The sequence below is a fragment of the Sphaerisporangium sp. NPDC088356 genome (assembly GCF_040685555.1).
In the GTDB taxonomy this organism is placed as follows: Bacteria; Actinomycetota; Actinomycetes; order Streptosporangiales; family Streptosporangiaceae; genus Sphaerisporangium.
On the sequence record NZ_JBFBIK010000030.1, the window covers coordinates 1 to 12517 of the forward strand.

At 70.7% G+C, this 12517-nt stretch carries 14 protein-coding genes, 2 tRNA genes and 1 pseudogene; 13 read left to right on the top strand and 4 right to left on the bottom strand.

What is annotated here, in order from left to right; genetic code table 11:
• Positions 1 to 853: pseudogene (locus AB0O34_RS13985) on the top strand (serine/threonine protein kinase); the annotation flags it as partial.
• 306 nt (positions 854 to 1159) lie between these two features.
• Here AB0O34_RS13985 and AB0O34_RS13990 read toward each other — a convergent pair.
• The gene (locus tag AB0O34_RS13990) at positions 1160 to 2173 is read right to left on the bottom strand and encodes a M48 family metallopeptidase (protein WP_363915727.1); all 1014 of its coding nucleotides are present in this window, start codon (positions 2171 to 2173) and stop codon (positions 1160 to 1162) included.
• Between the two features lie 122 nt (positions 2174 to 2295).
• Here AB0O34_RS13990 and nadD point away from each other — a divergent pair, with 122 nt between their 5' ends.
• From nadD to AB0O34_RS14015, 5 genes are all read left to right on the top strand, one after another.
• Positions 2296 to 2901, top strand: a complete 606-nt coding sequence (nadD, locus tag AB0O34_RS13995) for a nicotinate-nucleotide adenylyltransferase (protein ID WP_363915728.1) — start codon at positions 2296 to 2298, stop codon at positions 2899 to 2901.
• Positions 2902 to 3078: 177 nt separating this feature from the next.
• Complete coding sequence (gene rsfS / locus AB0O34_RS14000; protein ID WP_363915729.1) at positions 3079 to 3486, top strand: ribosome silencing factor; 408 nt, start codon at positions 3079 to 3081, stop codon at positions 3484 to 3486.
• Positions 3479 to 4135 carry a histidine phosphatase family protein gene (locus tag AB0O34_RS14005; RefSeq protein ID WP_363915730.1) on the top strand — a complete coding sequence of 219 codons (657 nt, stop codon included), beginning with the start codon at positions 3479 to 3481 and terminating at the stop codon, positions 4133 to 4135. The genes rsfS and AB0O34_RS14005 overlap by 8 nt, the downstream gene beginning before the upstream one ends.
• 169 nt (positions 4136 to 4304) lie before the next feature.
• Positions 4305 to 4377: transfer RNA gene (locus AB0O34_RS14010), tRNA-Ala, on the top strand.
• Between the two features lie 214 nt (positions 4378 to 4591).
• The gene (locus tag AB0O34_RS14015) at positions 4592 to 5863 is read left to right on the top strand and encodes an FAD-binding protein (RefSeq protein WP_363915731.1); all 1272 of its coding nucleotides are present in this window, start codon (positions 4592 to 4594) and stop codon (positions 5861 to 5863) included.
• Positions 5864 to 5983: 120 nt separating this feature from the next.
• On the opposite strand, the gene AB0O34_RS14020 is transcribed toward AB0O34_RS14015, so the two are convergent.
• A complete protein-coding gene (locus AB0O34_RS14020; RefSeq protein WP_363915732.1) occupies positions 5984 to 6730 on the bottom strand; it encodes a GntR family transcriptional regulator in 747 nt (248 codons plus the stop codon).
• Positions 6731 to 6974: 244 nt separating this feature from the next.
• Here AB0O34_RS14020 and AB0O34_RS14025 point away from each other — a divergent pair, with 244 nt between their 5' ends.
• From AB0O34_RS14025 to AB0O34_RS14040, 4 genes are all read left to right on the top strand, one after another.
• Complete coding sequence (locus AB0O34_RS14025) at positions 6975 to 7841, top strand: hypothetical protein (protein WP_363915733.1); 867 nt, start codon at positions 6975 to 6977, stop codon at positions 7839 to 7841.
• Between the two features lie 126 nt (positions 7842 to 7967).
• The gene (locus AB0O34_RS14030; protein WP_363915734.1) at positions 7968 to 8330 is read left to right on the top strand and encodes a hypothetical protein; all 363 of its coding nucleotides are present in this window, start codon (positions 7968 to 7970) and stop codon (positions 8328 to 8330) included.
• Positions 8327 to 8716, top strand: a complete 390-nt coding sequence (locus AB0O34_RS14035) for a hypothetical protein (protein WP_363915735.1) — start codon at positions 8327 to 8329, stop codon at positions 8714 to 8716. Before AB0O34_RS14030 ends, AB0O34_RS14035 begins: the two co-directional genes overlap by 4 nt.
• A 56-nt stretch (positions 8717 to 8772) precedes the next feature.
• Positions 8773 to 9504, top strand: a complete 732-nt coding sequence (locus AB0O34_RS14040; protein ID WP_363915736.1) for an SRPBCC family protein — start codon at positions 8773 to 8775, stop codon at positions 9502 to 9504.
• 103 nt (positions 9505 to 9607) lie between these two features.
• On the opposite strand, the gene AB0O34_RS14045 is transcribed toward AB0O34_RS14040, so the two are convergent.
• A complete protein-coding gene (locus AB0O34_RS14045; RefSeq protein ID WP_363915737.1) occupies positions 9608 to 9937 on the bottom strand; it encodes a metalloregulator ArsR/SmtB family transcription factor in 330 nt (109 codons plus the stop codon).
• 49 nt (positions 9938 to 9986) lie between these two features.
• Complete coding sequence (locus AB0O34_RS14050; protein ID WP_363915738.1) at positions 9987 to 10166, bottom strand: DUF3073 family protein; 180 nt, start codon at positions 10164 to 10166, stop codon at positions 9987 to 9989.
• Positions 10167 to 10386: 220 nt separating this feature from the next.
• On the opposite strand from AB0O34_RS14050, the gene AB0O34_RS14055 reads away from it, so the two are divergent.
• The 3 genes from AB0O34_RS14055 (at position 10387) to AB0O34_RS14065 (ending at position 12496) form a co-directional block, all read left to right on the top strand.
• Positions 10387 to 11622, top strand: coding sequence for an MFS transporter (locus tag AB0O34_RS14055; protein WP_363915739.1), 1236 nt, complete (start codon positions 10387 to 10389; stop codon positions 11620 to 11622).
• Positions 11623 to 11767: 145 nt separating this feature from the next.
• Positions 11768 to 11840, top strand: a tRNA-Ala gene (locus tag AB0O34_RS14060).
• 92 nt (positions 11841 to 11932) lie between these two features.
• Positions 11933 to 12496: a UTRA domain-containing protein gene (locus tag AB0O34_RS14065; RefSeq protein ID WP_363915740.1), complete on the top strand. Its 564-nt coding sequence runs from the start codon at positions 11933 to 11935 to the stop codon at positions 12494 to 12496.
• Positions 12497 to 12517 lie beyond the last annotated feature (21 nt).

The window sequence follows — 12517 nt, forward strand, 5'->3', positions numbered from 1 at the left end:
GGCGCGCGGACGTGGTGACGAGCCGCCGGGCGGCCGGGGCCGGGCCGAGGAGGTGCCGGGCGAGGAGCCGCCGGTCGAGCAGGTCAGGACGCGCGCCCGGGAGGCGGCGGAGGCGGCCGCGGAGGCCACCCCCACGCCCCGGAAGAAGGCGCCGGTTGCCCGCCCCCCGCGCCCGGCCACGGGCCCGGAGGAGCGCGCCCGCGCCCGCCGTGCCAAACCCGAGGGCGCGGACCGCCGTACGGGCGGTGGGGGCAGGGCCCGGCGTACCGCTTCGGATGTGAAGGAGTCGCTTCTCGGCGCCCAGGCGCAGGGAGGCGCCACGTCCTCGCCGCCGGGAAGCGCCGTGCTGATCATGCTGGCCATGGTCGCGGTGCCCTGCGTCGTGGCGTCGGTCATCTGGCCGCTCGCGACCTTCGCGATCACGGCGACCTTCTGCGTGCTGGCCCGCGCGTGGTGGAGCGGGCACTGGCTCGTCAGGAACCGCAGGTCCACCCGCGTGCGCGGAACGCTGCGGGTGGTGTCGTTCCCGATCGCGCTTGCCGGGTCGGCGCTCAGCGCGGCCGTCTGGCCAGGGGTGCCCGCCTCGGCCATCGCCGCCTCGGCGTTCTGGGTGGCGGCCGGGGGCGACATGGGCGACGCGTGGTGGAGCCGTCCGGGCCCGATGACCGTGGCAGGGGTGGTCTTCGGCATCGTGTGCGGCGGGATCGTCGGCCGCGAGGTCGAGCGCATCGGCGTCCACGTGCCCGACCTGCGCAGGGAGGGGCTACGGGCTCTTTCGGTGCTGGGCGGCTTCGTCGCCCTGTGCGCAGCGGCCGTCCGCATCCTGGCCTGGGTGCTTCCCCACACGCTCTGAGGGCCTGGAGAGCAGTCCCCCAGGCGCACCAGGGGCCTGGGGCGGACAGCCTTGTAGAGCGGGCGGCGAGCCCCCATGTGCCTTGACCGCCCAGCGTGCCGATCTACGGAGTGGTACGCGCCCCCTGGTCGCGTACCGGTGAATGCACGGTTCGCCCTGGCCAGGGCAGAACATCGTACGGGGAGGACCGCCTTCGCGCTCGCCCCACGAGGCCGCGTGCGGGGCGGCGTCGTGACGAGCGGATCGGTGAGGTGGCGGTCCGGCCGGGGTCCAGGGCTTGTGGGCCGTGGGCCACGGGGTCCGTGCTCAGTCCCTGCGGGCGAACCGGTTGAAGATGCGCTCGCCGGCGTTGACGGCGCCCTCGGCGACGTCGCGGAGCACGCCGATGAACGGGTCCTGGGACTGCGCCCACGACTCGCGGTAGGAACGGGCGGCGGCCTTGACCTCCTCGGAGAGCTTGGCGTCGGCGTCGTCCTCACGGCGGGGGTAGTTGCCGGCGAGGATGGACTCGTACTCGCCGTCACGCCGCCACCGGTCGAGCTCGGCCACCCGCATCACCGCGAAGGGGTGGGTGGTGCCGAGCAGGTTGAGGACCTTCAGCAGGCCGTCGCGCACGTCACCGGCGGTGTCGTACTCGCGGGCCTGGTCGAGGAACGCCTCGATGTTCATCTCGTGAAGACGGGAGCCTCCGGCCAGCTTCATCAGGGCCCGCATGCCGGCCTCGGGGTCCTGGCCGCAGAGCAGGCCGCCACGGTCGGCGGAGAGCTCGGCCTTGCGGTGCCATTCCTCCAGAGCCGTGACGATGATCCGCAGCCCGATGTAGCCGAGCGGGATCCAGGCCACACGGGTGGCGAGCCGCGTCAGGATCGCGAGCATCGTGCCGTAGACGGCGTGCCCGGACAGGATGTGGGAGGTCTCGTGCCCGACGACGAAGCGGAGCTCCTCCTCGTCCATCAGGTCGAGCAGGCCGGTGTTGATCACGATGAACGGGTCGTCGAAGCCGATGGCCATGGCGTTCGGCTGCGGGTCCTGCTGGACGTAGATCTCCGGGATGCGGTGGAGATCGAGCAGGTAGGCGCTGTCGCGGCCCATGTCGTACAGGGCCCGGAACTGGGTCTCGCTCGCGCGCACGGAGGAGGCGAGGAACATCAGCCGGAGGCGGCGCTCGCTGAACAGGCCGGACGTGCGCTTGAGCACCGAGTCGAATCCCGACAGGGAGCGCATCGCGACCAGGGCCGACCGGTCAGCTGGATGTTCGTAGGCCCGGGAGCTGATGCCGGGCAGCTGTACACGGTTGCGATCCGGGGTGGTGGTGGTCATGGTCGGCATGCTACGTCGGGGCGGATGCCCGCGCGCGGGACAACAGCCCGTTTCCTGGGGGTCGAGCGCTGGCAGGGGGGTGGTCCGGTGGCGCCACGGCCGCGCACGTTAGGGTCCCTCGCATGAGGAATGGGGCCCCCACCAGGCGGCTTGGCATCATGGGCGGGACCTTCGACCCGATCCACCACGGCCACCTCGTCGCGGCCAGCGAGGTCGCCCACCACTTCGACCTGGACGAGGTGGTGTTCGTCCCGACGGGGCAGCCGTGGCAGAAGGCGGACAAGACCGTCTCCGCCGTGGAAGATCGGTATCTGATGACGGTCATCGCCACCGCGTCCAACCCGCGGTTCTCGGTGAGCCGGGTCGACGTCGACCGCCCGGGACCGACGTTCACGATCGACACGCTGCGCGAGATCGCGGGAATGTACGAGCCGGATGTGGAGCTGTACTTCATCACCGGCGCCGACGCTCTGGCGCAGATCCTCAGCTGGCGTGACGTCGACGAGCTCTTCACCATGGCGCATTTCGTAGGCTGTACTCGTCCGGGTCATGTGCTGCACGACCCGGGGCTCCCGAAGGGGAAGGTCAGCCTCATCGAGATTCCGGCGCTCGCGATCTCGTCGTCGGAGTGCAGGGAGCGTGTGGCCGCGGGGGAGCCGATCTGGTATCTCGTGCCCGACGGGATCGTTCAGTACATCAACAAGCGGGGCCTCTACCAGGCTTCTTGATGGTGGCTCCTGCCGGGGAGAACGGCTTGCGGCCGTCGTCACCCAGATGGGCGGCCAAGCCCTGACCGTTCGAACGAAGAAATCATATTTGCCTGCCGGGCGAACCTGGCAGGACAATCGCTAGATTTGATGGAAACGCTGAGTCTTCGTCGCCGCACAGGAGGAACAACCCACATCGTGACCGCATCGGAAAGATCGATCCAGCTAGTCCGGCTCGCCGCCGAGGCCGCGGCCGAGAAGCTGGCGGATGACATCATCGCCTATGACGTGAGCGAGCAGCTCGTCATCACCGACGCCTTCCTGCTCTGCTCCGCCTCCAACGACCGCCAGGTCCGCGCCATCGTCGACGAGATCGAGGAGCGCCTGCGGATCGATGCCCACGCCAAGCCGGTCCGCCGAGAGGGGGAACGCGAGGGCCGCTGGGTGCTGCTCGACTTCCTGGACATCGTGGTCCACGTCCAGCACGAGGAGGACCGCACCTTCTACGCCCTCGAGCGCCTGTGGAAGGACTGCCCCGCCATCTCGCTCCCCGACAGCGTCACGCAGGTCCGGGCCCAGCGGGGCAACGGGACGGCAGGTGAGTGAGGGGAAGCCCGGTGGCCGTCGCGTCGTGTTCTGGCGCCACGGCCAGACGCTGTGGAACGTCGAGCAGCGGTTCCAGGGCCACACCGACATCCCGCTCGACGAGACGGGCGTCGCCCAGGCCGGCAGGGCCGCCTCGCTGCTGGCGTCCCTGAGGCCCTCGCTGATCGTCTCCTCCCACCTCCGGCGCGCCCATGACACGGCCGCCGCGCTCGGGGGCGTCGTGGGGCTGGACGTCGTGGTCGACAAGGACCTGCGCGAGCGCGGGGGAGGCGAGTGGGAGGGCCTGACCCGCGCCGAGATCGCCGCCGGCTGGCCGGTGGAGTACGCCGAGTGGGAGGCTCCCGGCGGCGAGTCGGTGACCGACGTCGCCGACCGCGTCGCCGCCGCCACCCGCCGCTGGGTCGCCCGGCTGGAGGACAGGGGGCTGCTCGTGATCGCCTCCCACGGCGCGGCGATCCGGCTGGGCCTGGCACGCCTGCTCGGCCTTCCCGAGGAGCTGTGGCCCGCCCTCGGCGGCCTCGGCAACTGCTCGTGGTCGGTCCTCCAGGAGGGCCGAAAGGGCTGGCGCCTCCTCGAGCACAACGCGGGCACGCTTCCCGAGCCCGTGAACAGCGACGACAGGCCCGAGTCCGCCTCAGCGGCGAGCTAGACAGGGCCTTCGTACGGCTTGCGCCGGGCGCGCGAGGCGCAAGCCGTACCCGGGGCAGTTGTATGGACACGGCACCCGGTGGCGTCGCGCAGGTGTCGATTAGGTCAACGGCCGGGTGTCGCTATATGCTCTCCGAGCGCCGTGACGGGAACACCCGGAGCGGTGACCAGGGGCTATGGCGCAGCTGGTAGCGCGCCTCCATGGCATGGAGGAGGTCTGGGGTTCGAATCCCCATAGCTCCACCGGTTTCGGTGGATGTGCAACCCTGTCCCGCTCGTCGCGGGGCAGGGTTTTCTGCTTCCCGCCCATGGTGATGTCAGGTGCCGGGGGCCAGGCGCGCCTTGTCGTGGGCTGGCCGCGCTCGTCGCACTTGCGGTGCCGAGAATCCAGGCGTCCCCTTAGGGTGCAATCAGCGGTCGGAACCGGTCGCTTCATGCTGAATCAGGGGATTTCAAGTTGACCCAGAGGCCGAAGAACTGGGCGGGGAACATCGCCTTCCGAGCGGAGCGCGTCGACCGGCCCTCCTCCCTCCAGCAGTTGCGGAGCCTGATCGCGCGGAGCGCCAAGGTGCGCGTCCTCGGCAGCGGGCACTCGTTCAACGACATCGCCGACTCGCCCGGCGTCCTGGTCTCGCTCGACGGCCTCCCCAAGGGCGTGGAGCTGGACGTCGACTCGGCCACGGTCAGGGTCACCGCGAGCGTGCGGTACGCCGAGCTGGGCCGGCGGCTGCACGACAAGGGGTACGCGGTGCCCAACCTGGCGTCCCTGCCGCACATCTCGGTCGCCGGTTCCTGCGCCACGGCGACCCACGGTTCGGGTGACGCCAATGGGAACCTCGCCACGTCGGTGTCCGCGGTCGAGATGGTCACCGCGGACGGCGACGTGGTGGTCCTCAGCCGCGACGCGGACGGCGAGCGGTTCAACGGGGCGGTCGTGGCGCTCGGAGCGCTCGGAGCCGTGGTGAGCCTGACGCTGGACATCGTGCCGGCGTTCGACGTGCGGCAGCACGTCTACGAGGGGCTCCCGGTCGAGGTGCTGGACGATCACTTCGAGGAGATCGTCTCCAGCGCGTACAGCGTGAGCCTGTTCACCGACTGGCGCACCTCGCGGCTCAACCAGGTCTGGGTGAAGCGGCGTCTTGACGAGGCCGGCGGCTCCCCGGCCGCGCCGGACCTGTTCGGGGCCACGGCGGCGGACGGCCCGCGGCACCCCGTCCCCGGGGTGTCCCCCGTTCACTGCACCCAGCAGATGGGCGTCCCCGGCCCCTGGTTCGAGCGCCTGCCGCACTTCCGGCCCGACTTCACGCCGAGCAACGGCGAGGAGCTCCAGTCGGAGTACATGGTGCCCCGGCGGCACGCCGTCGAGGCCCTGCACGCGCTGGAGGGCCTCCGCGAGCGCATCGCCCCGGTCCTGCAGATCTCCGAGATCCGGACGGTGGCCCCCGACGAGATGTGGCTGAGCCCCTGCCAGGGGCGGGACACCGTGGCGTTCCACTTCACCTGGATCAAGGACACTCCGGCGGTGCTTCCCGTTCTCGGCCTGATCGAGGAGCGGCTCGCCCCCTTCGAGGCAAGGCCCCACTGGGGCAAGCTCTTCACCGTGCCGCCCGAGATCCTGCGCACCCGGTACGAGCGGCTCCCGGACTTCCGCGATCTAGCGCGGCGGTACGACCCGTCGGCCAAGTTCGCCAACGAGTTCATCGGCACGTACATCCTCGACGGCGCCTGAGCCTTCGCCGGGGTCAGGCGCCGACGGCGGGTTCGGGCATGGGCGCGGTCGTGGCCGGCGCCCGGGGGTACGGCGGCGCGTTGGTCCTCGCGGGAGGCACCAGCCTGCCGGCCGGCGTGCTCAATTGCCGAGAGAGGCGGGGGCGCGCCGCTTCCTGCGCTTGCTCGGCAGCGGCTCGGAGGGCTCCTCCTCCCCGAGCCGGCTCAGGTAGAGGTGGCGGGTGTGCTCGGTATGGTCCTTCATGATCTCGCCGGCCCGGTCGGCGTCACCCTCGGCGATGGCGTCGATCAGCGCGGTGTGCTCCTCCCAGGAGGCCCGGCCGCGCTGGCGGGCCACGGGCGTGTGGTACCAGCGGACGCGGCGGGAGACCTGGGCGGCGAGGTCGCTGAGCACGGCGTTGCCGGACAGCTCCATGACGGTGGCGTGCAGTTCGGAGTTGACGGTCACCGCGCCGTCGATGTCGTCGGCCTCGACGGCGGCCAGGCCGCGCGAGCAGAGCGCGCGCAGCCGGGCCACTCCTTCGTCTGTGTGGTTGCGGGCCGCCAGCCGCGCGGCCTCGGTCTCAAGGAGGGCGCGCACGGCCAGCAGCTGGTCGGCCTCCTCGGCGGTGGGGGCGTGCACGAAAGCTCCGTGCCCGGGGTGCAGGTCGACCCAGCCCTCGCCGCTGAGCAGCTGGAGCGCCTCCCTGATCGGCTGCCTGGAGACGCCGAGCATCTCGGCGAGCTCGCTCTCGGCGAGGTGCTGGCCGGGACGGAGATGGCCATCGATGATGAGCTCGAGGAGCGCCTCGAAAACGCGCTCTCTGAGCGGGACGGGGCGCGCGATCTTGGGTGGGGCCGCCTTGCCCGCCAGATCCGACCGCGACATTTCTTCAACTCCAGAAGGGCGCAAGGGCAGCTCGCCGCGTACCCGCCACAAGTTTTTCGTCAACTGCCTACAGCATACAGTCTTATGCTCTTTGCCTGACGGTAAGTCTGATCACACGTTGTCCGGCGACCGATGTCCACAATTGGTCACTACTGATCGTGATCAAATAACCGCAATTCCATGCTCATGTGGATATCAGCGGCCATAGTCGGAGGGTTCAGGTCTTCGAGCTCGAAAGGCTGCGATGAGATCCCTCCGGCACCCCCTCGCCCTGGTGGCCCTGGCCGTCGCGATGGTCATGTCCCCGCTTCTCGCCACCCCCGCATCAGCCGACCCGCCCGAGGTGACGCTCGCGCTGTCGTCCTCACAGGTCAACACCGGTGACACGGTGACGGTCACCGTCCAGGTCACCAACATCCACGGCTTCACGGTGCTGAACGCGGCCGCCAGGGTGTTCACCGCCCCCGCCGCGCTCCCGTCGTACGCCACCCTGACCGGATGCACCGGGGCGATCGGCCCGTGCACCACCGTCACGGACGGGAGCGGGCCCATCGGCTTCCAGGCCCCCGTCGGAGCCCTGTCGGGCGGTGCCTCGGCCACCGTCGTGTTCACGCTGGCGATCGCGCAGAACGCCCAGCCGGGGGAGCAGACGTTCCAGGGCGAGCTGCGTGGCTCGAACTACGCCTCGGAGATCGTCGCCGGGCCCGTGCTGACCATCATCAGCCAGGCCGACGCGGCCGTACGCCTCACGGCCTCACCCAAGCTGGCCCTGCTCGTGCCGAAGATCGAGTTCACGGTGCGGGTCACCGACAACGGGCCGGGCGTGCTGCGCTCCGCGACCGTCACCACCCCGCTCCCCGGCGGGTTCTCGGCTGTCTCGGGCGACTGCGCCACCGGCTCTGGCGCCGTCACCTGCACGACCGGGCCGGTCGCGCTCGGAGCGTCGGTGACGAAGAAGTTCACCGTCCCGATCGGGCTGCTGAGCATCGGCGTGCCGTACACCTTCACGGCCACGCGCACGGCGTCCGACCCCGTCGACCCCGTGAGCTCGAACGACGTGGACTCAGTGCAGTGCACCGTCGTGTCCATCGTCCTGGTGAACTGCCACTGATCCCGCGAAGCCCGGTCGTATGGCCCTCTCCCCGGTCACGCGCCGGGGAGGGGGCTCCTCGCGCGGAAGGCCGAGGTGGGGGCCCGATAATCTACCTCCCATGTTCCCGAGTCCCCGTGCCGCGCGATGATCGGCGCCCTGGCCACCTGTCTGATCATCGGCGCGTTGCTCCTGGCGGCGCTGTGCGTGATCGTGGCCATCAGGAACAGGCCGATGGGCATGGTGCTGCTCGTCGGGCTGGGGCTGCTGGAGCTCGCGCTGCTGGCCCAGGCGGGCATCGGCATCGCCAAGGTGATCGGCGGCGAGCACCCCCACGAGACCGCGACGTTCATCGGCTATCTCGCGGGCACCATCCTGATCCCGCCGGTCGCGGCCTTCTGGGCGCTCGGCGAGCGCACCCGGTGGGGGCCCGCGGTCGCGGCCGTCGGCTGCTTCGCCATCCCCGTCATGGTGGGCCGGCTGCTGCAGATCTGGCAGGGAACCCCGTGACCGGCGCCGCGGTGAACACCGGGCCCGGCCGGCTGCTCGTCGCCGTGTACGGCATCTTCGCGCTCGCGGCCGGAGCACGGGCGGGCGTGCAGATCGCCACCAAGTACCACGAGGCGCCGCTGGCCTACGTGCTGTCCGCGTTAGCGGCGGCCGTCTACATCGTGCTCACGGTGGCGCTCGCGCGCGGTGCCCGCGGCACGGCTTTCGCGGCGTGCGCGATCGAGCTGGCCGGGGTGCTGATCGTGGGCACGCTGAGCGTCTTCGACCCGGCCGCGTTCCCGCACGCCACCGTCTGGTCCGGTTACGGAAGCGGTTACGGCTTCGTCCCCCTGGTGCTTCCGGTGATCGGCCTCTACTGGATTTTTCGCACGCGAAAGTCCGAATAGGCCGCGCCCTCAGGGGCAGGGCTGGTTTCCGTACCCACAAAGAGGGAGGAAGCCTGATGAGCACCATCGAGCACTCGGTCGACGTGGCCGTGCCCGTGCGGACGGCCTACAACCAGTGGACCCAGTTCGAGAGCTTCCCCGAGTTCATGGAAGGCGTGGAGTCGGTCAAGCAGCTCGACGACACCCGCCTGGCGTGGAGCGTCCAGGTCGCCGGCGTGCACCGTGAGTTCGAGGCGGAGATCACCGAGCAGCGACCCGACGAGCGTGTCGCGTGGCGCTCTCTGGAGGAGCCCCGCCAGGGCGGTGTGGTGACGTTCCACCGCATCACCGACGACACCACCCGCGTCATGCTCCAGATGGAGTTCGACCCCGAGGGGATCGTCGAGACCGTCGGGGACAAGCTGCAGCTCGTCCGCATGCGGGTCCATGGGGATCTGGAGCGGTTCAAGAAGTTCATCGAGTCCAAGGGATACGAGACCGGCGGCTGGCGCGGCGAGGTGCCGTCGCCCCTCGACAGCGACCACGGCGCCGCCGCCCGTACGGCCCCGGACGGTGACGTGCTGACGGGAACGGGCACCACCTCGGGCGTCCCCGTGGGTGCCCCGCCGGAGACGACGACCGGCGCCGGGCAGGCCTACGCCGCCGGTGACCCGATGCCGCCGCAGCCGGTGCGGCGTGAATACCCGCCGGAGACCCCGCTCCCGGCCCCGGGCAGCGGCCCGGTCTCCCCGCAGGGCACCCCGCGCTGGGACGACGAGCCGCCGCTGACCCCGGAGCGCCTCGCCTGACGAGGCCGCCGGACGACGGAAGTGAACGGCTGGGAAACGACGAGGGGACAGGGTCACCACCCTGTCCCCTCGTCGTTTCCCGCCGGCACTCGAGCCGATGAGTTCACACCCTCTGCTCAAGCTCGGTGAGCAGCTCACGCTGGTCGGCCAGCAGCTCGGTCAGGATCCTGCGGGCCGCCAGCATCATCTCGGACACCGAGGCCCCGGCCAGCTCGTACACCACCGTCGACCCGTCCCGCCGGGCGGTCACCAGACCGGCCCGGCGCAGCACCGCGAGCTGCTGGGACAGGTTCGGCGCCTCCACCTCGATCGCAGCCAGCAGCTCACGGACCTGCTTCGGCCCGTCGCACAACAACTCCAGCACCCGGACGCGCAGGGGATGGCCGAGCGTTTTGAACAGCTCGGCCTTGGCCTGATACAGCGGGACCGGCATCACTGCACCCCGGCCGCCGGTTCATCAGGAGCGCCGATCCCGGACGCGCTCATTCGCCAGGTTTCCCGTCCCGATAGAGGTCCGGGCCGGTCTCGTCCGGCTCCGCGCCCGCTGCGGGCGCCGGGTCGACACCCAGCTCGCGCCGCAGCGACTCCAGATCACCACCACCTGTGTACTTCAGAGCACGAGCGACCTTCACTTGCTTGGCCTTGGCCCGACCGCGTCCCACCGACACCCCTCCTCGCCGACACGAAACAGTAGTTTGCGATTCTAGCGAATTGACAATGTCTGCAAATAGGCAGGCCGGCGGCTCGTCGTTCGGTGCGGCCGTTCCTGGTACGCCATGACGAGGCCTCGCATCCGAGGGGTCCGGGACATCTGTTACTCTTGAGTCGTCCAATCATCCTATGATTCGATAACCCCTCTACAGACGAAGGAACGACCCCCGCATGAGTGTGCTGGCCCCGGATCGGCTCGCGACGACCGCACCGGAACGGAGGTCGGGCGGCACGCGATCGCTCGCATGGCTCGTCGTGCTCGGCATCGTGCTAGCCGCGCTCAACCTGCGCACCGCCGTCACCAGCGTCGGTCCCGTACTCGACCAGGTCAGCCGGGCGCTTGGGATGTCGGCCGTGGTCACGGGGCTCCTCACGACCCTGCCGGTGCTCTCCTTCGCGGTGTTCGGCGCGGTCACGCCCTCACTCGCCCGGCGCGTCGGTGAGCACCGCCTGCTCCTCAGCGCGCTCGTGCTGCTCGGAGTCGGGCTGCTCGCGCGGGTCATGATCGATTCCACCTTCGTCTTCCTGGCGGCCAGCGTGGTGGCGCTCTCGGGTGGCGCGATCGGCAACGTGCTGATCCCGACCCTGATCAAGCGGCACTTCCCCCGGCGCACCGGGCCCATGACGACCCTCTACGCGACGGCCCTGGCCGTCGGCACCATGCTCGCCGCAGCCGCGACGGTCCCGATCCAGCGGGCCGCCGACGGCAACTGGCACGTCGCCCTCGGTGTGTGGGCGGCACTCGCCGCTGTGGCCGCCATTCCGTGGCTTGCGCTTCTGCGCAGTGAGCCGGAGCGGTTCAGCGGGCGGGACGACGCCGGGCCCCGAGCATTGGTGCGAACCCGTCTGGCCTGGGCGATCGCCGGATATTTCGGCACCCAGTCGCTCGTCGCCTACGTGATGTTCGGCTGGCTGCCGCAGCTGCTCCAGGACAGGGGGTACACCAGCGGCCAGGCCGGGGTCAGCCTGGCGGTCTTCTCGGCGCTGGGCATCCCCGTGGCGCTGGCCGTGCCCGCCATCGCGGCGCGCGTCAAGAGCCAGCGTCCGATGATCGCCGGCTTCGCCGCCCTGTACGTCGTGGGCTTCACCGGCATGCTGGCAGGTCCGGCGTCCTCGCTGTGGATCTGGGTCCTGGTGGTCGGCGTTGGCATGGGCTCGTTCCCGCTGGCGCTCACGCTGCTCGCGCTCCGCACCCGCACGCCGGAGGTCACCGCGGCCCTGTCCGCCTTCGGGCAGAGTGCCGGCTACCTTATCGCCGGCGCCGGGCCGCTCGTGGTGGGCGTGCTCTACTCCGCCACCGGAGGCTGGACGATGCCGTTCGTGCTCCTGTTCGTGGTGATCGCGGCCCAGGTCGTCACCGGCTGGTACGCCGCCGGCGACCGCTACCTGGAGGACGAGCTCGCCTAGCTCCCCGGTCCCGGGTCACGGCTGGGTACCCCTCCAGCGTGACATGCGGTGCCCATCCCGGGCTCGCTTCCCTTGATCGAGTGCGGGTGCCGGATTCGGTTTCCACGCGGTGGCCGGATTCCTATAGACTGTCCGCGCATCGCAAGGGGCTATGGCGCAGCTGGTAGCGCGCCTCCATGGCATGGAGGAGGTCTGGGGTTCGAATCCCCATAGCTCCACCCTCGCGTTCGACCCGATACCGCCCCCACCAGGGCGGTATCGTCGTTTCCGGGCCCGAGCGTGGTCCGATCTGCGGGAGGCCGGGTAGCAAGTGGAACGATCGACGCCGCCGCCGGTGGTGGTGCGGCGCAACCTGCCGACCGAGCCGGCCGTTCGCGGGTCGGCGTCTCTGTTCGTGGCCGAGGCCGAGCGGCAGGGCATCCGCGCCGGCCGGCGCATGCTCCACGTCGGCCCCGAGCCCGCGGGCGAGCACGTCGCCGCGGCGCTGCGCGTCGAGCCTGGAGCGGACGTGCTGGCGCGGCGCAAGCTGCTGCTGGCAGGCGACGTCCCCGTGCGCATCGCGACCAGCTACTTCCGCCTCGACGTCTTCGGCGGCACCCCGATCTGCGACCCCGGCTTCGTCCGCCCGAGCCTCCAGGCCGGCATCGAGGCCCTGGGCCACCGCTTCGGCCACGCCGAGGAGCGGCTGCTCGCGCGCGAGCCGACCGCGTTCGAGGCCGAGACGCTGCTGCTCGCCCCGGGGGAGTGGATCGTCGAGATCGTGCGCGCCGCCTACGCGACAGACGGCACCCCGATCCACACCCTGGAGACCATCTGCGCCGCCTCGCGCCACGTCTTCCCGATCAGCCAGGTCACCGGCGCCGACGAGTTCTAGGGATCGGAAAACGAGTCGCCC